This is a genomic window from Streptantibioticus parmotrematis, assembly GCF_019890615.1.
GTDB lineage: Bacteria > Actinomycetota > Actinomycetes > Streptomycetales > Streptomycetaceae > Streptantibioticus_D > Streptantibioticus_D parmotrematis.
In genome coordinates this window covers 1-23,126 of sequence record NZ_JAINVZ010000037.1, presented here as the reverse complement: position 1 = coordinate 23,126, position 23,126 = coordinate 1, and the positions used below count along the sequence as shown (strand labels likewise).

The following is a 23,126-nucleotide window of genomic DNA, read 5'->3' as shown; positions in this document are numbered from 1 at the left end:
ATGAGCACAACGAGCCCCCGCGTAAGCCTGCTCATGGTCCTACTCCATCCGGCAGCGCGCACAGCACTACAGCTTCCGAATGTCCACATCGCTGGTGACTAGCCAAGGACCGGCGGGACGACATCCGTCCTGCCCACATCCCAGGTCTCTTCCTCCTCTTGCAAATAGTCCGGACGAGCTGCACCTTGTCTTCCACCTCCGCCTACCGGCGTGCCAGGCGTGCCCAACCCGCCCACGGACCGGCCCCCGACCAGTCCGGACCCGCCCGAGGTGAACTGCGCGGGTTCCTCGGCGGAAGCCCTCAGTTGCTCCTGGCCGGAAATCGTCTCCCCCGCACGCCCTGAGGGAACGCCGCTGGTCGCTGAAACCGGCGCAGAACCGAATCCAGCCGTAGCACCCGGTGCTGAAACCTCTGCCTCTCCACCGATCGCACGGCCGTAGCGTCCCGCGGACCGAGGGTTCGACAAGGCCTGCGGAGTGCCGCCGAAGATCCCCTGGCCTGCGTCGCCGCCCCCGAGAGAGCGAGCCGAGGATGGAAACCCCGGGCCCTCGTCGCTCTCGTTGAGCGATGCCTCCGGCGGAACTCGCACGACGTTGCCTGCCCGGGCAGGCGGGGTCTCCACTGTGCGGTAGGGAGGGGGCAACATGCCGGGCCTCATACCTCGTTCAGTACCAGGGCTGTCATGCCCGCCTCTGGCAGACGCCGGAGGCCGCGCCGCCGTCACCGTGCTCGGAGGCGCGACAGAATCCAGCGACGTCCGTGAGGCCGGACGCCAGTCCGCCTCAGGCACCGATGTCTGAGCACCCGACCGCCCCGCGGTGACTCCGCCGTCTGAACCGGATTCGTTGTACACCGGGTCTCGCGAGGCACCGCCCGGATCATAGTCAGGCGTCACGTCAGTATCCGGGGTCTCGACAGCCGAGCCGTAGGGGCGCATGTATGCCTCGATCAAGCCCCCGGTGGGTGTATAAGGCACGGGCTGGAAGTTCGGAGCCTTACCCCCGGAGATCTGGCCGTTGGCCCACTTGTAGGAGGACGACAGGCTCTCCATGAGCGTGATCGCCTCCTGGCGGTCGGGCTCTTCCGCCTTGACCGCCGCCTGCTCCTTCTTCGGGTCGACGAAGCACTCCGTGCGCTTCGACTTGGGCATCGCCTTCTGCACGTACTGCAGGCTCGAGCCCGCGGTGATGAGCTGTTCACCGACCAGGCCGGTGTAGTCCGCGAGGTCATAGCTCTGGGTGGTCAGTTGAGATCCCCAGTCCTGGAAGGCCCGGGCGCTGTCTCCCTGCCAGGAGACACCACTCAGGTGGCTCTTCAGGTCGTCCGCGACACCCTGAATCTTGGACTGGGCGTCCACCAGCGCCTCGCCGGTCGTCGTGAGGTGCTGGCTGTTCGCGGACGCCACCATCGCGTTCATGTCTTCCAACGACAGGTCTTCGAAGGACGACTTGAACGAGGGGTCGAAGGGGACGCCGCCTCCGGGGTCCGACCTCACGCCGACACCCCCCTTCCGTCGTGGTCCGACGAGGACTGCCCGCCACCGGGCTCCTGTCCCGTACCGGAGTGCGCGGACGCCGGCGCGTGGTAGTACTGCGCGGTGCGCTTCTGGATGGCCATGAGCCGGTCCTGCTGCTCCTGGTCGATGCCCTCGTAGTCGCCGTTGGCCATCTGGACGGCTATGCCGAGGGCCTCGATCTGGTCGCTGAAGGTCTGCGACATCGTGACCAATTGCGTGTGCACCTTGTCGTACTGCGACGCGAGGTCCTGGGCCTCCGTGAAGTCGCCGTACGACGCCGGCGGGATCTTCCGGGTGCCCAGCCTCTTGTGAGACGCCTCGGACGTGTCCAGGTCGGCCAGGATCTTGTCGATGCGGTCCTTGAACTTCTTCAGCGACTCCGCTTCGCGCGCGAGCTGCTGCGCGTTGCCGTTGGGCGTACTCACGACGCGCTCCCCCCGATTGTCTGCTGCGCCACGTGATCCTCACTCTATCGCCGGGCACTGACAGCCCTCAAAGCGGTAACCCGGCTTTCCCTTAAGCGACTTGACGGCCGGTTATTGCCTGTTGAACCAAGCCGTTCCGCGGCGTTCGGTCGCCCCACGTCACCCCGGCGCCTTCGCCCCCACCGCGGCCACCTCACGCACCGCACAAATCGCGCCATCAACCACACCACACCCCCACCCACACCCACGTACGCCCTGCTCACAGCCACCCACCGGCAAGCTCCCACGAGCGCCCAGCCGGCCGGCCACCACCACGCCCCCGCGACTTCCCTCCGCATTCGCGCACACGCATCACCCACCGCGGGATCGCAGATCGCGGCATTCATGACACCTCCCCCTCACCCCATTGAATTTCCGGCCGACCGGCCGCTTATGAATTCTTACGGGTTCACGGAAACTCCCGCATTCCTCCCCCCGCTCCACCCGAAAGGCGGACCGACCGTCTCCTGTCGCATTCACCTCGCCCCCGCACCACCGAATGGTCTACACCCCTTGACCGCCCGTCAGGGGCGCGGTACTCAGGGATGGCGATCAGGGGAGGGTGGGAAGCCGGTTCGGGTCCTCGGGGTACACCGTCGAAGGGGTCATTCGTGAGGCGACGACAGAAGGCTTGGCGGAAGATCAGGACGTACGCGGCCGTGCTCGGGCTGCTGAGCGGGGTCGGGCTGGGGGTGGGGGCGGCCGGGCCGAACGCCGTCGCGGCGGCCGCGCCACCCAGACCGCTGGGGCAGGTCGTGCCGGAGCCCTCCTCCGTCCAGCCGGGCGGAGCCCCGTACACCCTGGGGCGGCACGCCGTGATCGACGCGAGCGGGCCGGCCGCGCAGGTCGGGCAGTACCTCGCGGGACTGCTCAGGCCCTCGACCGGCTACGCGCTCCCGCTCACCCACGACGCGCGGCCCGGCGCGATCACCCTGCGCGTCGCCCACATGCCCGGGCTCGGGGGCGAGGGCTACCGGCTGGACGTGCGCGACTCGGGCGTCCTGATCGAGGCCGACGCGCCCGCGGGGCTGTTCCACGGCGTGCAGACGCTGCGCCAGCTGCTGCCCGCGAACGTCGAGGCGCGGACCCCGCAGGCCGGGCCGTGGACCGTCGCGGGCGGGACCATCACCGACACCCCGCGCTACGCCTACCGGGGCGCCATGCTGGACGTGGCACGCCACTTCTTCACCGTGGCGCAGGTCGAGCGCTACATCGACGAACTGTCGCTCTACAAGATCAACTACCTTCACCTGCACCTCACCGACGACCAGGGCTGGCGCATCGCCGTCGACTCGTGGCCGAAGCTCGCCACCTACGGGGGTTCGACCGAGGTCGGCGGCGGCCCCGGCGGCTACTACACGAAGGCGCAGTACGAGCAGATCGTGCGGTACGCGGCGAGCCGGTTCATGACCGTGGTGCCCGAGATGGACATGCCCGCGCACACCAACGCCGCCCTCGCCTCCTACGCGGACCTCGACTGCGACGGGGTCGCTCCCCCGCTGTACACCGGCACCAACGTGGGCTTCAGCTCCCTGTGCGTCGCCAAACCCGTCACGTATACGTTCGTCGCCGACGTGCTACGTGAACTGGCGGCGTTGACGCCCGGCCCCTATCTGCACATCGGCGGCGACGAGGCGCACTCGACCAGCGCGGCCGACTACACGACGTTCACGGACAAGGTCCAGCCGATCGTCACCGGGCTGCACAAGACGGTGATGGCGTGGAACGAGATCACCGACGCGCACCCGGTCAAGGGCGCCATCGCGCAGTACTGGGGCACGACGGGGACCGAGGCCTCGGTCATCGCTGCGGCCAAGGCGGGGACGCGGCTGGTGATGTCGCCCGCCAACCACGCGTACATGGACATGAAGTACGACAAGAGCACCGTGCTGGGGCTCAACTGGGCCGGATACATCGAGGTCGAGGACGCCTACAACTGGGACCCCGCGACCTTCGTCAAGGGCGCCCCGGCGTCCGCGGTCTACGGGGTCGAGGCACCGCTGTGGTCGGAGACCCTGACCACCAGCGCCGACATCGACTACATGGCCTTCCCCCGGCTTCCGGCCATCGCGGAACTGGGGTGGTCGCCGGCCGCCACGCATGACTGGAACTCGTTCTCCGTACGGCTGGCCGCCCAGGGACCGCGGTGGGACGCGATGGGGATCGGCTACTACCACTCGGCCCAAGTCCCCTGGCCCACCTCGGAGTCGTAGAGGCCCGCCGCGGACTCGTAGCGGGCCCGGCACGCAGTCGTAGGGGCCGACCCTCACCGCGAGATCGTAGGGCCGCGCCAGTCGCCACGCCCGCCTGTTGCCGTTCTGTCGCCACTCCTCGATCGGGTGGCGACAGTCGGCGGCATAAGGTATCGGCCATGTCTTGGCCCCAGAACCCCAACGATCCCCAGCAACCGCCGCGGGCGCCGCAGCCCGGGCAGGCCCCGGAGCCGCAGCAGCAGCCCGCGCAGCCGCCGCGGGCCGAGTCGTCGCAGGCCCAGCCGCAGCCCGGCGAGCCGGCGCAGGGAGCCCCCCAGGGGGCGCCGCAGGGGTTCGGTCCGGCCCCGCGCTGGACGCCGACGGGCGAGATGCCGCAACTGCCGCAGCCGCACGGCGGGTTCCCCGGCCAGCAGCCCCAACAGCCTCCGCAGCAGCCCCAGGGGGCGTTCCCGCCACCGCAGCAGGGCGCGTACCCGCCCGCCCCGCAGCAGGGCGCCGGCTACCCGCCTCCGCCCCCTCCGCCCGGCGGCGCCTTCCCGCCCCCGCAGGCCGCACAGCCGCAGCAGCCCGGCCAGCCCGGTCACCCTGGGCAGCCCGGCCCCAACCCGTACGGCACCGCCCCGCAGCAGTACGCCGCGCCCCAGTACGGCGCACCGCAGTACGGCACCCCGCAGGCCCCCGACTCCCCGCAGCCCGGCCAGGACCCGCAGGGCCCGCGGTCCCCGGGCAGCCGCAGGACGCTGTACGCCGTCGTCGGCGCGGTCGTCGCGCTCGCGGTGATCGGCGGGGGCGTCGCCTTCGCGATGAAGGGTGACGGCAAGAAGTCCGACCAGGCGCACAACGGTCCCGGCACGTCCGCCTCCGCGCCGGCGCCCGCCCCGCCCGCCTCGGGCGGCCCCAACTCGACGGCGGGACCGCTCAAGCCGATGATCACGGGCTGGCAGACGCAGACCCGGGCCGACCACCACTTCGCGTACGACGTGCCGCCGACTTCGCAGCAGTGGCACGTGTACGACCCGGGGATCGAGATCGCGTACACCGACGACCAGGGCAAGCCGATCGTCGCGATGAGCGGCACCGCCGACTACCACGAGGGCGGCTGCGCCTCGCACCCGAACGCCAACACCATCGGCCAGGCGGGCAAGGGGCAGTTGGCGACCATCGGCACCCAGGGCAGCGGTGGCGGCTCCCTGCAGGAGAACGCCTACAACGTCGCGGGCAACTGGGTGTTCGCGGCCTACGGCGGTGCCGACCACAAGCCCAGGATCTCGGTGACCAAGGCCGTGCCCTGGGACCACAACGGGATCAAGGGCTGGACGTCGACGGCCACCGCCACCGACATCTACCGCCCCAGCTCCTGCGTGCCGCCGCGGGCGATCGCCAAGTCCATCGCGCAGCAGCTGCCGGACGGCACGGTCCACGAGTGGGTGATCTACGCGGACCAGGACGTGCCGAACGCGCTGACCGAGGCCCAGATCGACAAGATCATGAGCACCGTGCGCCCTTACAGCGGTTCCTGACGGGCAGTAGGTGCGGGCCGCGTACGTACGTCGCTCCGGCAGGCGTGACGCATACGTTGCTCCGCACGCCGTGACGTATACGTGGTGTCGCGCGAGGCCACGTATACGTCGCGGCCGCTAACGCGACGTACGGCGGCGTCGTGCGTCCCGTACCACGACCGTGCCGCCCGCGATCGCCGCGACCAGTACGACCGCCGCACCCAGCGCGTACGTGGCGGTGCGTTCCGCGCGCTGCTGCGGGGTCTCGCCGAGTGTGAGGGCGGCGGGGCGCACCCGTTCACCGGTGGCGGCGGACCGCTGGTCGGGCACCGGGTGGTCGATCGGCCGGGCGTCGTCGGTGAGCGCGCGGACCGGGTCGACCACGCCCCAGCCGATGAAGTCGTTGCGGCCGGGGTCGACCCGGTCCGCGGTCTGCTCGATCTGCGCGACGACCTGCCCCGCCGTCCAGCCGGGGTGCTTGGCCCGGACGAGGGCGGCGACTGCGGCCACGTAGGGGGCCGAGAAACTCGTGCCGTTGTCCGCGCACTGTCCGCCCAGCGGGACCGTGGAGACCATGTCCACGCCGGGCGCCGCCACGCCGACGAAGGAGCCCGCCTGGGAGAAGTCGGCGCGTTCGTCGTCGCGGTCGGACGCGCCGACCGCGAGCACGCCCGGATAGGCGGCCGGATACGTGGTGTTGAGCTTGCCGCCGCTGCCGTCGTTGCCCGCTGCGGCGACCACTACGACGTCGCTGTCGAGCGCGTGACGTACGGCGGCACCCAGGACGGGGTCGGGGGTGAGCGGATTGGCCACGTCCTGCGAGATGTTGATGACCCGGGCGCCGTCGCGCACCGCGTCGTCGACGGCCTTGGCGAGCGTCTTGGTGTCGCCGTGCCCCTGGTCATCGTTCTGCCGGATGGGGATGATCGTGGCCTGCGGCGCGATGCCGACGAAGCCGGTGCCGGACGCCGGGCGGGCGGCGATGATCCCGGCGACCTCGGTGCCGTGGCCGACGGTGTCGTCGGTGCCGTCGCCCTTGGGGTCGATCAGGTCCTCGCCGTCACGGGTGTCGACGGCCTGACGCAGCTGCGGGTTGCGGTTGTCGACGCCGGTGTCGATGACGGCCACCTTGACGCCCTCGCCGCGCCCGTACTGCCACAGCTGGTCGAGCAGTACGCGTTGCAGCGACCAGGGGGTGCCCTTGATCTGCGGCGCGGGGTACGTGCACTCGCCGTCGCCGTCGAGGACGGTGGCCGCGTGGCCGACGGGGGCCGCGCAGGGCAGCAGCAGGAGGGCGGCGGCCGGCGCGGCCAGGGCCAGGCGACGCGCGCGCATCACGAACCCTGCGGCTGGGCCGCGCTGTTGGTGTCGAGCGTGGGCCCGGCGGGCAGGAAGGACGACCAGGTCCGCGGGACCGGCACCGGCTGGACGCCGCCGTAGCCGAGCCGTACCTGCGCCTCGTCGGTCTGCTGCTGACCGTCCGACGTGCTCCCGGCCGACGGATCGGTGACCTTCGACCTGGCGGTGTCGCTGTCGTCGTTGGACTGCACGCCGTAGCGCAGTCCGGTGTCGGTCAGCAGGAACACCGGGCCGCTGCCGCCCGCGCTGCCGGTCACCTGGCGGTAGAGCAGCCCCGAGCCCGGGGTGACGTAGGCGGTGGAGCCGCCGTCCGCCACGGCTGCCGGGTAGTCGGTGCCCGCCCAGACGCTGAGCGCGGGTCGCGAGCCGTTCATCGTGCCGCGGTAGACGCTGCACACGGTGGAGGTGGAGCCGGTGTCGGCCTGGTGCGGCATGGTGGCCGGCCAGCCGGTGTCACCGAGGTACGGGGTGGCGGCGGGGGTGAGGTCCTGCGCCGCGACGTGCTGCGGGGCGGGCGTGCCGCCGGGGTACATCGCTGGTGCGCCGGGCGCGTTGAGCAGCAGGGTGGCGACGAGGGCGGAGACCCGGGCGACCTGACCGCGCAGGACTACGTAGCTCTGGGTGCCGCCGCCACTGGGGGCGCTGAGCACCATGCCGACGTGGTCCAGTCGCGGATCCAGCCGGGGCACCCCGGCGGGGCCACCGAAGCCGTCGGGGTGCGGGAACGCCAGCGGTTGCCCGGAGTTGAACGTCTCCAGCCAGTCGGCGGTCACCTTCTGCGGGACCGCGCCGTCGCCGAAGAGAGCGCGCAGCAGCAGGTTGGGGTCACCGCCCCGCGTCGCGCCCGGCTGGATGGGGAACCTGGTGCCCGAGGCGTCCACCAGGTAGCGCGTCCCGTCCGGCCCCTGCACGTACAGCGTCTGGTCGCCGCGCAGCCGCCCGGTGCCATCCACCTTCGGCGCGTCGCGCGCGGCGAGCACGAACGCGGCCTTCTGCGCCGAGGTCACGTCACCGCCCGGCTGCTCGCACACCGCCCACAGCTTCGGCGTCCCGGCGTCGCCCGCGCCGGGGAGCCGGTCGGGGGCGTAGGGGATGCCGAGCGTGGGACCGTGCGGGATCTCGCCGTTGTCCAGGACCGATTCGTCGACCTTCAGCACGCCGAACTTCGAGGGGTCCAGCAGGAGTTTGGCGGAGGCGAGATTGAGCACCGGGTCGAGCTGCTTCTTGCCGCCCGCCTCGACGACGACGTACCGCGTGGTGGACTGGCTCCCCACCAGGACCTTGGAGTACGGCTCGGCCCATCCCTGCGGCGCGCCCGGCTTGATCAGCCCCCAGGCGCCGAACCCGGCGACCAGCAGCGCGGCGGCGACGAGGCTCGGCGCCACCGCGCGCAGCGGACGCGGCGCGCCCTCCTCGGAGCCGGACGGTGACGGCTGGAGGAACGCGGCGACGGTCCGCTTCCTGGCGAAGGTGTACGCGTTGAGCTCGTCCCGCCGTGAGGCCATGGGCTGTTCGTCTCCCCCGGTGATGTCGCTGTGAGCCCCGATGTCACTGCCGGTCCCGATGTCACTGCCGGTCCCGATGTCGCTGTCGGTCCCGGTGACGCCCGGCGCCGCGTGGCCGCCGGGCGCCGGAATGCCGGGCGTGGCCGTCGGCGGGGCACCCGGCCGTCGTTGTCAGTGCGGCCCTCTACTATGCCGGTAATGGATCCGCACGCGCCGTGCGGGTGGGCCGACAGCCTGTCAACAGCCGTGCCCGGCACGGTGGTCGGGCGTCGGGCGGCCGGTCCGGGGCGATGACAGGACGCGGACGGCGAGGGGAACGGGACTCCGGGCAGCCGGAGTGCGAGGGGGTGACGGGGATGGCCGGCACGACGACGGCGGTACGGGGCCGCACCAGGGCGGACAGCGGCGCGGTGCCCGCCGCGAGCGCGCCGTCCGGTGCCGACGCCGCCTCCGGTGCCGACGCCCCGTCCGGCGCCGTGTTCCGGCTCCAGCCGCGCTCCGGTCGCTTCGGGCCGTTGCGGCTGGGGCAGTTGGTGCTGATCGAGGTCGCGGTCGCCGTGCCGCTTGCCGCGTGGGCGACGCACCCGCTGCTGGTGGTGCCCGCCTGCGTGGTGGCGGTGGCGCTGGTGCTGCTCGCCGTGGTGCGGCGTCACCGGCGGCCCGCGCCGGAGTGGCTGACGGCCGCGCTGGCGCTGCGCGCGAGGCGGCGTACGGCAGGTCAGCCGGTTCCGCCGGGCACCGACCCGGGTCTCGCGCCCGCGGTGGAGTGCGAGCCCGGTCTGCGGACCCTGACCTACCTGCGCCCCGGACGCGGCGGCCCGGACGGCCACGCCGACCGCGTGGACCGCACCGACGGCGAGCAGCGCGCCGTGGGCATGGTCGGCGACGGCACGTTCCTGACCGCGGTGCTCCAAGTGCAGGCGAACGACGCCCCGTTGCGTCCGCTGCGCACGGCCCGGCCGCTGCCGCTCGACCTGGTGTACGGGGCGCTGGAGGTGGACGGCATACGGCTGGAGTCCGTCCAGGTCGTCCAGCACACCCAGCCCGCGCCCGCGCCGCACCTGCCGGAGCAGGCGATGGCCGCCCGCTCCTACGCGCCGTTGCAGGCCCAGTCGGGCGCCCCGTCGGTCCGGCTCACCTGGGTCGCGCTGAAGCTCGATCCGCAGCTGTGCCCCGAGGCGGTCCTGGCCAGGGGCGGTGGGCTCGTCGGGGCGCAGCGCGCCCTGCTGCGCGCCGCCGACCAGTTGGCGAGCCGACTGGCGGGCGCGGGCTTCGACGCCAGCGTGCTGGACGAGGCCGGGCTGACGTCGGCGATCGCCACCTCGGCCTGTGTCAATCCGCACGCGGGGGCGCAGGCCGCGCGGTCGGACACCCCCGTGCGCCGTACCGCCGAGACCTCGCGCACCTGGCGCTGCGACGACCGGCGGCACACGACGTACTGGATAGGCCGCTGGCCCCGGTTGGGCCCCGGCGGGACGCCCGCGCCGAACCTGGTGGCGCTGCTGACGTCGATGCCCGCGCTGGCCTCGACGTTCAGCCTGACCGCGAGCCGGGGGCCGGGCGACGTCGCGGCGCTCACCGGACACATACGGGTGACCGGGCGCAGCGACACCGAACTGGTCGCGACGCGGCGGCAGTTGGAGCGTGCCGCGCGCGGGGTGAAGGTGGACCTGGTGCGGCTGGACCGTGAGCAGGTGCCGGGTGTGCTGGCGACGCTGCCGCTGGGGGGTGCCCGCTGATGACGGCGCCGACGGGGTTCCCGGGGGGCGATGCGGTGACCGCCGCGGCGGTGGGCGGGCGTTCGCGTGGGGGGCGGCCCCGGCTGGGCTTCGGGCTGCGCGGGCCGCGTCGGCCCCGGCACGTGCTGGCCGTCGAGCAACTGGCCGCCGTGGGGCTGCCGGTGGGCGACGACGGCGTGGTGATCGGGGTGGACAACGCGGGCCGTCCCGCGGTGCTGGGCGTCAACCGGCCCACGCCGCTGGACGTCGTGCTGATCGGCGGGATCTGGACGGCGCAGGTCATCGCGCTGCGGACCGCGGCCACCGGTGCCCGGGTGGCGGTGGAGACCGCCCGCCCCCAGCTGTGGACCCCGCTGGCCCAGGCGGCGGGCGGCGGTCAGCCGTGCGTGACGGTGTACGACGTCGGCCGGGTTCCGCCGCAGGGGGCGTCGGTGGGCAGCCCGGTGCTGGTGGTGCGGGACGCGGGGGTGCGTCCGCCGCGCGGGCGGGTGGCGGCGGCGCCGTGGCAGTCGGTGCTGACGCTGCTGCCGTATCTGGGGCCGACCGCGCCGAGGTTGCTGGAGGGCGCGTCGCTCGTCGGGGTGCAGCGCGTCTCGCCGGACGAGGCGCGGCTGGTCGGCCGGCTCATGCGGCTGCCGGAACGGGACGTGGAGGCGCTGCCCGGGCTGGGCGACCAGTTCGCGCTGTGGTGCACGCGACAGCACCGGCAGTTCGTGATGACGCGGCCGACCGAGGCGGAGTCGGGGCTGCTGGGCGGCCCGCGCCGGGTGGACTGAGGCGTACCGGCGGCGGCCTTCCGCCCGGGGGACGGACCTGACACGGATGCCGGTCACATGATTAGGCTGTCCTCCTGAGCGGCAGGAGCACAGCAGGTGCCCGTGGCACGGCTCGCGTGACACCGGTCTCCGGGCTGGCGCGGGCAAAGGCTGCGGGAGCCGCCGCGGTACGGGGGTGGGGTCACCGGTGGCCCACGGCACGCGCCGTGTCCGTCCTCGCGGTGCCGCGCGCCCGCGTGCGACGTGGACGCAGCCGGGCATGACAGCAATCCAGGAGGCACAGTGAGCAGCGACCGGGACGAGAACCACGTCGGCGGTGACGGGGCACGGTCGACGGACGCCGACTACACGGGCGAGTTCACCATCGACTACACGCCGCCTGCCTGGTACATGACGAACAACAGTGACGAAAGCGGTGCGGGGGCCGGCGCGGACGAATCCGGCGCGGGTTCCGCGGCTGCCGCGGCGCAGCCTCCGGTGGCGCCCTCTCCGGTGGCGCCCCCTCCGCCGCCGCTGCCACCCCGCCCGGCGGCCCTCTCCGACGCCACCGGCCCCGCGGACTCGTCCGGTTCCGCGAGTTCCGCCACTCCGGCCGCTTCCGCTGCTTACGCCGCTTCCGCGCAGGGTTCCGGGACGCCGGACGGCCAAGTGCCGGGTGCGGGTGGCCAGTCCGGGGCGGAACGGCCCAACTCCACCATGCGGTTCTCCGCGTTGTCCCTCGACGGCATCAAGGCCCCGGCTCCCGCCGACACCCCCTCGGACACGGCCTCTGAGGGCGAGGGCGCGGGCGAGGCCCGGCGGGAGCCCGCGTTCCGCTCGACCGAGCGGTTCTCCGCGCTGTCGCTCAAGCGGCCCGAACCGGAGGCCGACGGGCCCGAGGCGCCCACGCCCGCGCCGTCCGACGCGACGCCGCAGGCCCCGGTCACCACGGCCCCCGTCGCACCGCCCGCGGTCACCACACCCACGGCCGACGCGCCCGCCGACGCCGACGCCGTTCCCCCGGCTCCGCAGGCGCCGCAGCCTCCCCAAGCCTCACAGCCTCCGCAGACACCGCACGCCCCGCAGCCCCCGCAGACGTCCGGGCCCGCCATACCTCCGCCGCCCGTGCCCGGACCGCCCTCCCCCGCCGACCGCGTCCCGGAATTCGCGCCGCAGGCCCAACCCCCGCAGGCCCAACCCCCGCAGGCCCAGCCCCCGCAGGGGCAGCCGGTCGCGCCGGTGGGAGCGCAGTCGTGGGCGCCGCCCGCGCCGGACAGCCAGTGGACGCCGACGCCCCAGCCGCCCGGCCCTCAGCCGCCGCAGCCCCAGCCGCACGCGGCCGTACCTCCGTTGCCCCCGCAGTTCCAGAAGCCGCAGGCCACGCCCGCGCAGCAACAGCAGCCGCCGCAGCCGCAGTCCGGTCCCGCCGAGCAGCCGCCGCCCCCGCCGCGGCCCGCGTACGGCTACCCCCACCAGGGACAGCCCGGGCCGCCGCTCCCGCCGCCCGCCGCCGACCAGCCGCCGCGGCCTCCCTTCCCCGCGCAGGGCGGCCCCGCCCCCGTACCGCCGCAGCACCAGCAGCCGCCCGCGTACGGCTACCCACACCCTGGTCAGCCCGGTCAGCCCGGTCAGCCCTCCGCGCCCCTGCCCCCGCCCGCGGCCCAGCAGCCGCAGGCCCCGCAGCCTCCGCAGCCGCAACCCCCGCAGCAGGCCCAGCCGCAGGCCCCCGTCGATCCGCGGACCGGCGGCTGGCCCACCGTCTCGCCCGACCAGCGGCAGCGCACCGTCGGCGGCGCGCCGCTCGGTTACACCGCCGCGGTCGAACTGTCCTCCGACCGGCTGCTGCGCAACCAGCCCAAGGCGCGCAAGCCCGGAAGCAACGTGCCGGGCGCGTCCCGGTTCCGGTTCGGCGCGAAGCAGGCGGAGGCCGAGCGGCTGCGCAAGCTGGAGCTGATCCGCACGCCGGTGCTCTCCTGCTACCGGATCGCGGTGATCAGCCTCAAGGGCGGCGTGGGCAAGACCACGACGACCACCGCGCTGGGCGCGACGCTCGCCTCCGAGCGGCAGGACAAGATCCTCGCCATCGACGCCAACCCGGACGCGGGGACGCTGGGCCGCCGGGTGCGCCGCGAGACCGGCGCGACCATCCGCGACCTGGTGCAGAACATCCAGTACCTCAACAGCTACATGGACATCCGCCGCTTCACCTCGCAGGCGCCGTCAGGTCTGGAGATCATCGCCAACGACGTGGACCCGGCGGTGTCCACCACGTTCAACGACGAGGACTACCGCAGGGCGATCGACGTGCTGGGCCGCCAGTACCCGATCATCCTCACCGACTCCGGCACCGGTCTGCTCTACAGCGCCATGCGAGGCGTTCTGGACCTGGCCGATCAGCTGATCATCGTCTCCACGCCGTCCGTGGACGGCGCCTCCAGCGCGAGCACCACGCTGGACTGGCTGTCCGCGCACGGTTACGCGGACCTGGTCAGCCGCAGCCTCACGGTGATCTCCGGGGTGCGCGAGACCGGCAAGATGATCAAGGTGGAGGACATCGTCTCCCACTTCGAGACGCGGTGCCGCGGTGTGGTCGTCGTACCGTTCGACGAGCACCTGGCGGCCGGCGCCGAGGTGGACCTCGACATGATGCGGCCCAAGACCCGCGAAGCGTACTTCACCCTCGCCGCGATGATCGCCGAGGACTTCTCCCGCGCGCAGCAGGCCCAGGGCCTGTGGACGCAAGGGGACGGCAGCACGCCGCCGCCGCAGGTCGCGCCGCCGGTGCCGGGTCAACAGCAGCCCGGTCACTACGCGCCGCAGCCGCCGTACGAGGGCTACCCGGGCGGGCAGACGCCGCCCCCGCCGCCGTACGAGGGGCAGCCCCCGCAGCAACCCCCGTACCCCCAGCACCCCGGCGCCCCGCAGCCCGGCGTACCGCCGCAGGGCGCACCGCAGGGCTGGCCGCAGCAGCCCGCGCAGGGCCAGAGCTGGCAGCAGGAGCCGCAGGCCCCGTCCCAGCCGCAGCCCCAGCCGGGATACGGCTACCCGCCGCCCCCGCCGCAGGGCTGAGCGACGGCGACAGCGCGAGGGCCCGGACACCCGCTCACGACGAGCGGGCGTCCGGGCCCTCGCGCGTCAAGACCATCACGCCCTCGCGTCCGGGCCCTCGCGCGTCGAAACCATCGCGCCCGCGCTCGCGGGACCGCGGCCGGGCGCTCAGCCCTCCACCAGCTCCCGCGCCCGCTTGACGTCGACCGCCATCCGTTCCAGCAGCGCGTCGATGGAGTCGAACTTCTCCTGCCCGCGCAGATACTCCTGGAAGTCCACCGCCGCGTGCAGCCCGTACAGGTCGAGGCCGACGCGGTCGATGGCGTACGCCTCGACGGTGCGCTCGGTGCCGTCGAACGTCGGGTTGGTGCCGACCGAGATCGCGGCGGGCATCCGTTCGCCCGCGACCACCAGCCAGCCCGCGTAGACGCCGTCCGCCGGGATCGCCGAGTGCGGCAGGGTCTCGACGTTGGCGGTGGGATAGCCGAGTTCGCGCCCGCGCTGGGCGCCGCGCACCACGACGCCCTCGACGCGGTGCGGGCGGCCGAGGATCTCCATCGCGCCGGTCACGTCGCCTTCCGCGATCAGCCGCCGGGTCAGGGTGGAGGAGAACGGCTCGCCGCCACCCGCCTCGCCGCGCATGAACAGGTCGACCACCTCGACGCCGTAGTCGTACTTCAGGCCGAGCGCGGACAGGAACTCCACGTCACCGGCGGCCTTGTGGCCGAAGCGGAAGTTCGGGCCCTCGACGACCAGCCGGGCGTGCAGCTTCTCGACCAGCACCGTGCGCACGAAGTCGCCCGGCGACAGCTGCGAGAACTCGGTGGTGAACGGCAGGATCAGCAGCGCGTCCACACCGATCTCGGCCATCAGCTCGGCGCGGCGGTGGTGCGCGGCGAGCAGCGGCGGGTGGCTGCCGGGGCGGACGACCTCGCTGGGGTGCGGGTCGAACGTGACGACGACGGCGGGGACGCCCAGTTCGCGGGCGCGTTCCACCGCCCGTCCGATGATCAGCTGGTGTCCGCGGTGCACTCCGTCGTACGAACCGATCGTGACGACGCTGCGCCCCCATCCCTCGGGAACGTCTTCCAAGCCCCGCCAGCGCTCCACCGTGACCGCTCCTCGCCCGTGCGTTTCTCGTCCTGGTGCGGATACGGAAACAGGTCCCCGTGTATCCACACAGCATGCAGGGTCCAAGCCTGCCATGTCCGCGCCGCCGGGCGTGCACGGGTCCGGCGGGCGGGGCCGTGGTGACTAGTGGCCGACGGGGGTCTCCTGGGCCCGCAGCACGCCCAGCAGTTCCCTGCGCAGCGGCCGGGACGCGGGCGTGCCGGCCGACGTCAGTACGGGGGTGAGCGCTCGCCGTACCTCCTGCCCCGGTGTCCGCAGCAGCACCGCGACCAGCGGGAAGAGCACCGCGCGGGCCGCCGGGCCCTGTTCCAGCCGGGCGTCGAGGTACGCGGCGACGTGTGACGCGCCCGCCGGGCAGCGTCGGGCGTAGCCGCTGACCAGCGCGGCGGCGCGGCGGGCCAGCGCGGGCGTGGTGACCCGGGACAACGCGGCCAGTACCTCGGCCGCCCCGGGGCCCGGTTCGCGCAGGCGGCGGCCGAAGGCGGCGAGCACCGGTTCCGGGTGCGTGGCCAGCGCGGCGGCCAGTGCGCTCGCCGGGACGCACGGATCGCCCGCGGCGAAACGCGCGACGGCGGCGGGCAGGTACCGGTTGCGGGTCACCGGGTCGCGGACGAGCAGCGCCAGCGCGGCCCCCCGCGCCCCCGAAGCGTCTCCGGCATCGTCCACCGACCCCGGCCCCGACCCCGGCTCCGCCTCCGCCTCCGTAAAAGCGCCCGCCCCTCCCGTCTCCACAGCACCCGCTTCCCCCAGCAACGCCAGCGCCGCCCCCCGCAACCGGGCGCGGTCCTCTTCGGTGCGGACGTGCGGGGCGACCCGCAGTCCGTGTCCGGCGGCGGCCACCCGCCGTTCGACGCGTGCGTCGCGCGCCCAGCGCTCGACCGCGCGGCACACGGCGGACGGCTCGTCCTCGGCCAGTGCGCCCAGGAGTTCGTCGGCGCGCGCGTGACCCGCGTCGGCCAGCGCCTCGGCGAGGGCGTCCAGGGCGTGGTGCCGGTGGGTGTGCAGCAGGGCCTGGGCGGCGGTCGCCACCGTGGGACGCGCCCGCGCGCCGGGAGCGGCTGCCAGCGGCCGGTCGTCGCCGAACCAGCGGCACAGCACCGGCAGCGCGGCGGCCGTGTCCTCGCGCACCACCTCGTCCACGGCGGCGATGAACCGGTCCTCGCGCGGCACGGGCCCGGGACGCCTGGGCGCGGGCGGCGGGTCGGCGGGCAGCAGCAGCCGCAACAGGTCCAGCCGGGTCGCGGTGGTCAGCGGCAGCCGCCGCCAGAACCACGGCCCGAACTCGGCCAGCCCCTGCGGCACCCGCGGCCCCTCGGACCCGGCGAACCCGCCGCGCGCCACGGCCCGCACCGTGATCCGCTCGGCCAGCCGCCGCAGCACCCCCCGGTACGGCTCGGCGTCCGGCACCCGCAGCAGCGCCTCCCCCAGCAGGTGCGCCGCCCACCACGTGGCGTCGGACCTGCGTTCCTCGGGGGCGTCCGGGCGCGGGTCGGCGGCGTGGTGCGCGACCACCCGGGCGGGTTCCGGGGCGTCCGTGTCCAGCGCGGAGACGAGGGCGTGCAGGCGGTGCGCGAGCGAGGCGGGGCCGTCCCTGCGGGCGGTGAGCAGCAGGGACTGCGCGACGGGTCCGATGCGGTGGCGGGGCACCGGCAGGGTGTGCGGCGGCTCGGCCGGGGCCAGCGCGGGAGCGGGCGGCGGCGGGGGCGGTCCGCCGTCGGGCGGCGCGATGGCGGCGGGACGGGACGGCAGGCGTACGGCGGTATCCCGGCCGGGCCGCGGCGCGGTCGTCCAGCGGTGCACCAGGGCGTGCAGCGCGGTGTCCAGGTCGAGGTGGGCGCCCTGGAGCCAGTCGCCGAACTCCTCGTGCGCGAAACGGTATCCGGCGCCCGCGGGCACCAGCAGTCCTTCGCCGAGCACTGCGGAGGCCCAGCCGCCGCGCCAGGGGAAGATCCGCTCGAACGCCTCGCGGTCCAGTTCGCCCTGGCCGGGGCCCAAGCAGCGGCGGGCCGCCTCGTGCGCCTGGCCCGCGACCCGGATGGCCAGCCGCCGCAGCGCGGAGGGCGGCGCGTCGGGAGCGAGCCTGCCGGCGACACGCAGGCAGACCAGGTCGAGGTGGGCGGCGAAGACGTCGGCGCGGTCGGGGACGCCCGTGAGGCCGGGCGTGGCGGCGCGCACCTCGCCCAGCAGCCGCAGCGTGAGCGGGTGCCCGGCGTCGGCGGGGGCCACCGCGTCGTCGGGGACGCCGTGCCGGGCGCGGGCGGAGGCGGCCTGCCGGGGCCCGAGGTCGCCGAGCAGCACGCAGGGCGGCAGGGCGCGGGCGGGCGTGCCGGGGTCGTGGAGCGTGCCCGGCGGGAAGTGTCGTCCGGCGTGCTCCCAGAACTCCGGACGGCAGGCGACGACCAGCCGCACGTCCGCGTCCCGCAGCCAGTGCGCGGTGCCCGCGATCCAGTCGGGCAGCGCGTGTGCCAGCGCGGGCGGCATCTCCTCCGGGGCGTCCAGCAGCACCAGCAGCGGCCGTCCGGCGCCGCGGGCGAGCCGGGCCACCGCGTCCGGGCTGACACTTTCCGCGCCGCCGCGGGGTGCCGTGCCCGCCGCCGCGTCGATGATCCGTCCGGCGGCGCGCAGCGCCCGTTCGACCGCGTCCCGCAACCCGCCGTCGCCGGGCCGCAGTTCGGCTCCGCGCAGCCACACCGTGGGCGCGGGACGTGCCTCGCGGGCCCGGCGGGCGGCGAGCGCGGCCAGTTCCGTGCTGCGGCCGCAGCCGGGTTCGCCGACCAGCGCGAGCGTCAACGGGCCCTGGTCGTCGGCTGGTTCGGCGAAGCGTCGCAGATGGGCCTCGATGTCGGGTCTGCGCACCGGGTCGAGCCGCTCCCCGAGCGGTCCCGCGCCCGTCGCGGCGCCGACGCAGGTGCCGGTGAGGTGGAGGGCGCCGGCGAGGTTGAGGTGCGGGCCGTAGACGGGCACGGTGGCGGCGTTGCGGGCGAGCGCCTCGGCCAGCGGTCCGGTGCCGCGCGGCGGGATCGCGTAGGCGGCCGCGGGACGTTCGGCGTGCAGCGCGGTGGCGAGCAGGGCGACCACCGCGCCCGTCGTGGCGTCGATCAGCGGGCTGCCGGAGACCAGCGGATGCGGACGCAACGCCTGGACGTCGCCGGTGGCCAACGCGTAGACCTCGGGCAGCAGATGGAACCGGTCGGTCGCGGTGTACGTGCCCGGGGCGGTCCCCACGACCCGCGCCTCGGTCCACTCCTGGGCCCGGACCCGGACCCGGCCGTCCAGGTCCGCGGGCCCGTACGGCGCGACCGGCAGCGGCGGGGCGACCAGCCCGTCCGTGGCCACCAGTGCCAGCCCCAGGCCCGGCAGCGGGGTGACGGCGGCGGCGTCGGCCAGGCAGGTCTGTTCGCCGGTGGCGTGCAGCACCAGCCGGGGCAGTCCGTCGACGGCCTCGTGGCTGGTCAGCAGCGTGCCGTGGGTGTCGATGAGGAACCCGGTGCCGCGCGTCCGTCCGGCCAGGTCGTGGATCCGCACCAGCGAGTCGTCCGGGTCCGGCCTCCCCCGGCCTGCGCCGCGCGGAACTCCGAGGGCCATGCACCAACCTCCCCGTCGAATCGGCAGGACAAGAAACGCGATTCGACGGTAGGGGTGAACACCTTTTCCCGACAGGGCGCGAAGGAAAGACGACCCTTTCCGCGACCGAATTCACCCCCGGTTCCGCCACGTTGGGGTGAATCACCGATGCGGCATGGATAGCCGCTGGTCACAGGGGCATCGTCGGAGTCGGTGCCGTAGTCGGTGCGTGCACCGTGAGGCGCCTTCGCAAGGCGCCCAGGCGTAGGACCGCATTCGCCGGGCCGAACGGAATACCGGCGAATACGGTCGTAGGATTTGCACTTCAGCGCTTTATTGCGCGAACCCGGCGAGGATGCGGGTCTCGCCGCGCTTCTCCTCCACCAGCGCGATGAAACGCTCCTCGGGTCCGAACACCGCGATCGGCCCGGTGCCGAGCCCCGGCGCCTTCTGCCGCACGCCGTTGGCCAGCAGCCCGGCGGTGCGCTCGTCCACGTCCCAGCGCGGGAACGCGGCCGCCGCGGCCTGCCCGAGCGGCAGCACGGAGAACGACTCCTCCAGCTGCTCCAGCGTCCGCGCCCCGTCCAGCCCGTACGGCCCGACCCGGGTGCGGCGCAGCGCGGTCAGGTGCCCGCCGGTGCCGAGGCCGGCACCCAGGTCGCGGGCGAGGGCGCGGATGTAGGTGCCCGAGGAGCAGTCCACGGTCACGTCCAGGTCGAGCAGCGCGGTCCCGTCGGGCGCGGCGCTGACGCGCACCTCGTGCACGGTGAACGCGGACACCGTGACCGGCCGGGCGGCCAGCTCGAAGTCCTCGCCCGCGCGGACCAGCCGGTGCGAGCGCCGGCCGTCCACCTTGATCGCGCTGACCTTGGACGGCACCTGGAGGATGTCGCCCGTCAGCTCGGCGACGCCCGCGTCGATCGCCTCACGGGTGACGTGCGCGGCGGACGCGGTCGCGGTGACGTCGCCCTCCGCGTCGTCGGTCACCGTGGACTGCCCGAGGCGGATCGTGGCGTCGTACGACTTGCTGGTGAGCGCCAGGTGGCCGAGCAGCCGGGTCGCCTTCTCCACGCCGACGATCAGCACGCCGGTCGCCATCGGGTCCAGGGTCCCGGCGTGCCCGACCCGGCGGGTGCCGGCCAGGCGGCGCAGCCGGGAGACCACGGTGTGCGAGGTCAGCCCGGCGGGCTTGTCGACGACGACCAGCCCGTCCGGGCCGACACCCTTGCGCTTCACGCGTCGTCCGAGGCGTCGCCACCGGCCTCGGCTTCGTCGTCCTCGGCGGGCTTGCGGTACGGGTCGGCGCCGGCCGCGTAGTCCTTGCCCGCGGACGTCTCCCGGACCTGCTCGTCGGCGGCCTTGGCCTTGGCCAGCAGGTCGTCGATGGTGCGCGCGTTGTCGGGGACGGCGTCCAGGACGAAGGCGAGCGTCGGGGTGAACCGGACGCCGGTCTGCCGGCCGACCTCGGAACGCAGCACGCCCTTGGCGCTCTCCAGCGCCGCGGCGGAGGCGGCCCGCTCCTCGTCGTCGCCGTAGACCGTGTAGAAGACGGTCGCCTCCCGCAGGTCACCGGTGACCCGGGTGTCGGTGATCGTCACGTACCCCAGTCGCGGGTCCTTGATCCGGCGCTGGAGGGTCTCGGCGACCACGACCCGGATGCGGTCCGCCAGCTTGCGCGCCCGCGCGGTGTCGGTCATGCGTGATCTTCTCTCTTCTCGGGTGGTTCAGTCGTCTTCGCCGTGGATCCGCTGTCGTGCGGAGAGCAGGTCCACCTCGGGGCGCGCGGCCATCCAGTGCTCGCAGCGCTCCAGCACCTCTCTGAGGTGGCCCGGATCGCCGGAGACGAGGGCGAGGCCGACGACGGCCCTGCGGTACAGGTCCTGCTCCCCCACCTCGGCGGCGCTCACCGCGAACCTGCGGTGCAGCTCGGCCACGATGGGACGGATCACGGAACGCTTCTCCTTGAGCGAGCGGACGTCGCCGAGAAGCAGGTCGAAGGACAGAGTCCCTACGTACATGGGCAACGGGTCAAAGCCGACCCGGGAGGCCTCGTGTGACGGATGGCGGCTGACGCGGCCGGCTGCTCGCCGACGTGATCAGCTCTTTCCACACTACCGGCACCGGCCGGGGCCGATCGACGGATTATCTCCGCCGACCGGGCCCCGGCCGGACCGGTCAGCCGCGTCAGCCGCGCGGCTTCTCGCGCATCTCGTACGTCGCGATGACGTCGTCGACCTTGATGTCGTTGAAGTTGCCGAGGTTGATACCGCCCTCGTAACCCTCGCGGATCTCGGTGACGTCGTCCTTGAAGCGACGCAGGCCCTCGATGGTGAGGCTCTCCGCGACGACCTTGCCGTCGCGGATGAGCCGGGCCTTGGTGTTGCGGCGCACCTCGCCGGAGCGGATGAGCACACCGGCGATGTTGCCCAGCTTGGACGAGCGGAAGATCTCGCGGATCTCCGCCGTGCCGAGCTCGACCTCTTCGTACTCCGGCTTGAGCATGCCCTTCAGGGCCGCCTCGATCTCCTCGATGGCCTGGTAGATCACCGAGTAGTACCGGATGTCGACGCCCTCGCGCTCGGCCATCTGCGTCGCGCGACCCTCCGCGCGGACGTTGAAGCCGATGACGATGGCGTCGGAGCCCGCCGCCAGGTTGATGTCGGACTCGGTGACCGCACCCACACCGCGGTGCAGGACGCGGATGTCCACCTCGTCGCCGACGTCGAGCTGGAGCAGCGAGGACTCCAGGGCCTCGACCGAACCGGACGCGTCGCCCTTGATGATGAGGTTGAGCTGCTGGACCTCGCCCGCCTTGAGGGCCTTGTCCAGGTCCTCCAGCGAGATGCGGATGCCCTTGCGGGCGAACGCCGCGTTCCGCTCGCGGGCGGCACGCTTCTCCGCGATCTGGCGGGCGGTGCGGTCCTCGTCGACGACGAGGAAGTTGTCGCCCGCGCCGGGGACGTTGGTCAGACCGAGGACCAGGACCGGCGTCGAAGGACCGGCCTCCTCCACGTTGTTGCCGCCGTCGTCGAGCATCGCCCGCACGCGGCCGTACGCGTCGCCGACCACCATCGTGTCGCCGACCCGCAGCGTGCCGCGCTGGACCAGCACGGTGGCCACGGCGCCGCGACCGCGGTCGAGGTGGGCCTCGATCGCGATGCCCTGCGCGTCCTGCTCCGGGTTGGCCCGCAGGTCGAGCGAGGCGTCGGCGGTGAGGATGACGGCCTCGAGGAGGTCGTCGATGTGCAGACCCTGCTTGGCGGAGATGTCGACGAACATCGTGTCGCCGCCGTACTCCTCGGCCACCAGGCCGTACTCGGTCAGCTGACCGCGCACCTTGGTCGGGTCGGCGCCCTCGACGTCGATCTTGTTGACCGCGACGACGATCGGCACGTCGGCCGCCTTGGCGTGGTTGAGCGCCTCGACGGTCTGCGGCATCACGCCGTCGTTCGCCGCGACCACCAGGATCGCGATGTCGGTCGACTTGGCACCGCGGGCACGCATGGCGGTGAACGCCTCGTGACCGGGGGTGTCGATGAAGGTGATGCGGCGGTCCTCGCCGTTCACCTCGGTCGCCACCTGGTACGCGCCGATGTGCTGGGTGATGCCGCCGGCCTCGCCCGCGACCACGTTGGTCTTGCGGATCGCGTCCAGCAGGCGGGTCTTGCCGTGGTCGACGTGACCCATGACGGTGACCACCGGCGGACGCGCGACGAGCGCTTCCTCGCCGCCCTCGTCCTCGCCGAACTCGATGTCGAAGGACTCGAGCAGCTCGCGGTCCTCCTCCTCCGGGCTGACGATCTCGACGACGTAGTTCATCTCGTCGGCGAGCAGCTGAAGCGTCTCGTCGGAGACGGACTGCGTCGCGGTGACCATCTCACCCAGGTTCAGCATCACCTGGACGAGGGACGCCGGGTTGGCGTTGATCTTCTCCGCGAAGTCGGTGAGCGACGCACCGCGCGACAGCCGGACCGTCTGGCCGTTGCCGCGAGGCAGCATCACGCCGCCGACCGACGGGGCCTGCATGGCCTCGTACTCCTGGCGCCTCTGACGCTTCGACTTGCGACCGCGCGCCGGGCGACCGCCCGGGCCACGGCCGAACGCGCCCTGCGTGCCACCACGGCCACCCGGGCCGCCGGGACGGCCACCGAAGCCGGGACGACCGCCGAAGCCGCCGCCACCACCGGGGCCACCGCCACCGGGACGGCCGGCGAAACCGCCACCGCCGCCGGGACGACCGGCACCGCCGCCGCCACCGGGGCGACCGGCGAAGCCGGGACGACCGCCGCCGCCACCGCCGCCGGGACGACCGGCACCGCCGGGACCGCGACC

The 23,126-nt window shown here is 73.8% G+C and carries 15 protein-coding genes; 5 read left to right on the top strand and 10 right to left on the bottom strand.

Annotated elements, in window-relative coordinates; genetic code table 11:
- Positions 1-98: 98 nt before the first annotated feature.
- Positions 99-1,496 (bottom strand): hypothetical protein, encoded by a 1,398-nt coding sequence (locus tag K7472_RS30715; RefSeq protein WP_222982297.1) that lies wholly within the window; start codon positions 1,494-1,496, stop codon positions 99-101.
- Positions 1,493-1,942 (bottom strand): DUF2563 family protein, encoded by a 450-nt coding sequence (locus K7472_RS30710; protein WP_222982295.1) that lies wholly within the window; start codon positions 1,940-1,942, stop codon positions 1,493-1,495. The genes K7472_RS30715 and K7472_RS30710 overlap by 4 nt, the downstream gene beginning before the upstream one ends.
- A gap of 650 nt (positions 1,943-2,592) precedes the next feature.
- On the opposite strand from K7472_RS30710, the gene K7472_RS30705 reads away from it, so the two are divergent.
- Entirely contained in the window at positions 2,593-4,194 is a 1,602-nt protein-coding gene (locus tag K7472_RS30705) for a beta-N-acetylhexosaminidase (protein WP_372458138.1), read from the top strand.
- Positions 4,195-4,352: 158 nt separating this feature from the next.
- Positions 4,353-5,714, top strand: a complete 1,362-nt coding sequence (locus tag K7472_RS33070) for a DUF8017 domain-containing protein (RefSeq protein WP_252396508.1) — start codon at positions 4,353-4,355, stop codon at positions 5,712-5,714.
- 117 nt (positions 5,715-5,831) lie between these two features.
- Here K7472_RS33070 and mycP read toward each other — a convergent pair whose 3' ends face one another.
- Positions 5,832-7,028, bottom strand: coding sequence for a type VII secretion-associated serine protease mycosin (mycP, locus tag K7472_RS30695; protein ID WP_222982291.1), 1,197 nt, complete (start codon positions 7,026-7,028; stop codon positions 5,832-5,834).
- On the bottom strand, positions 7,028-8,557 hold the full coding sequence (gene eccB, locus K7472_RS30690) for a type VII secretion protein EccB (protein ID WP_222982289.1): 1,530 nt from the start codon (positions 8,555-8,557) through the stop codon (positions 7,028-7,030). The genes mycP and eccB overlap by 1 nt, the downstream gene beginning before the upstream one ends.
- 356 nt (positions 8,558-8,913) lie before the next feature.
- On the opposite strand from eccB, the gene eccE reads away from it, so the two are divergent.
- The 3 genes from eccE (at position 8,914) to K7472_RS30675 (ending at position 14,120) form a co-directional block, all read left to right on the top strand.
- The gene (gene eccE, locus K7472_RS30685; RefSeq protein WP_222982287.1) at positions 8,914-10,296 is read left to right on the top strand and encodes a type VII secretion protein EccE; all 1,383 of its coding nucleotides are present in this window, start codon (positions 8,914-8,916) and stop codon (positions 10,294-10,296) included.
- Positions 10,296-11,072 carry a hypothetical protein gene (locus K7472_RS30680; RefSeq protein WP_252396507.1) on the top strand — a complete coding sequence of 259 codons (777 nt, stop codon included), beginning with the start codon at positions 10,296-10,298 and terminating at the stop codon, positions 11,070-11,072. The genes eccE and K7472_RS30680 overlap by 1 nt, the downstream gene beginning before the upstream one ends.
- Before the next feature lie 282 nt (positions 11,073-11,354).
- A complete protein-coding gene (locus K7472_RS30675; protein WP_222982285.1) occupies positions 11,355-14,120 on the top strand; it encodes an SCO5717 family growth-regulating ATPase in 2,766 nt (921 codons plus the stop codon).
- A 147-nt stretch (positions 14,121-14,267) separates the two neighbouring features.
- On the opposite strand, the gene K7472_RS30670 is transcribed toward K7472_RS30675, so the two are convergent.
- From K7472_RS30670 to infB, 6 genes are all read right to left on the bottom strand, one after another.
- Complete coding sequence (locus K7472_RS30670) at positions 14,268-15,209, bottom strand: bifunctional riboflavin kinase/FAD synthetase (RefSeq protein WP_222982283.1); 942 nt, start codon at positions 15,207-15,209, stop codon at positions 14,268-14,270.
- Between the two features lie 144 nt (positions 15,210-15,353).
- Positions 15,354-18,815, bottom strand: a complete 3,462-nt coding sequence (locus K7472_RS30665) for a S1 family peptidase (protein ID WP_222982281.1) — start codon at positions 18,813-18,815, stop codon at positions 15,354-15,356.
- A 312-nt stretch (positions 18,816-19,127) separates the two neighbouring features.
- Positions 19,128-20,030: a tRNA pseudouridine(55) synthase TruB gene (gene truB / locus K7472_RS30660; protein WP_222982279.1), complete on the bottom strand. Its 903-nt coding sequence runs from the start codon at positions 20,028-20,030 to the stop codon at positions 19,128-19,130.
- Positions 20,027-20,491 (bottom strand): 30S ribosome-binding factor RbfA, encoded by a 465-nt coding sequence (gene rbfA / locus K7472_RS30655; protein WP_222982277.1) that lies wholly within the window; start codon positions 20,489-20,491, stop codon positions 20,027-20,029. Before rbfA ends, truB begins: the two co-directional genes overlap by 4 nt.
- Positions 20,492-20,518: 27 nt before the next feature.
- The gene (locus K7472_RS30650; protein WP_222982275.1) at positions 20,519-20,812 is read right to left on the bottom strand and encodes a DUF503 domain-containing protein; all 294 of its coding nucleotides are present in this window, start codon (positions 20,810-20,812) and stop codon (positions 20,519-20,521) included.
- Between the two features lie 166 nt (positions 20,813-20,978).
- Positions 20,979-23,126: translation initiation factor IF-2 (gene infB / locus K7472_RS30645; RefSeq protein ID WP_222982273.1), on the bottom strand; the 2,148-nt coding region annotated here is incomplete at its 5' end.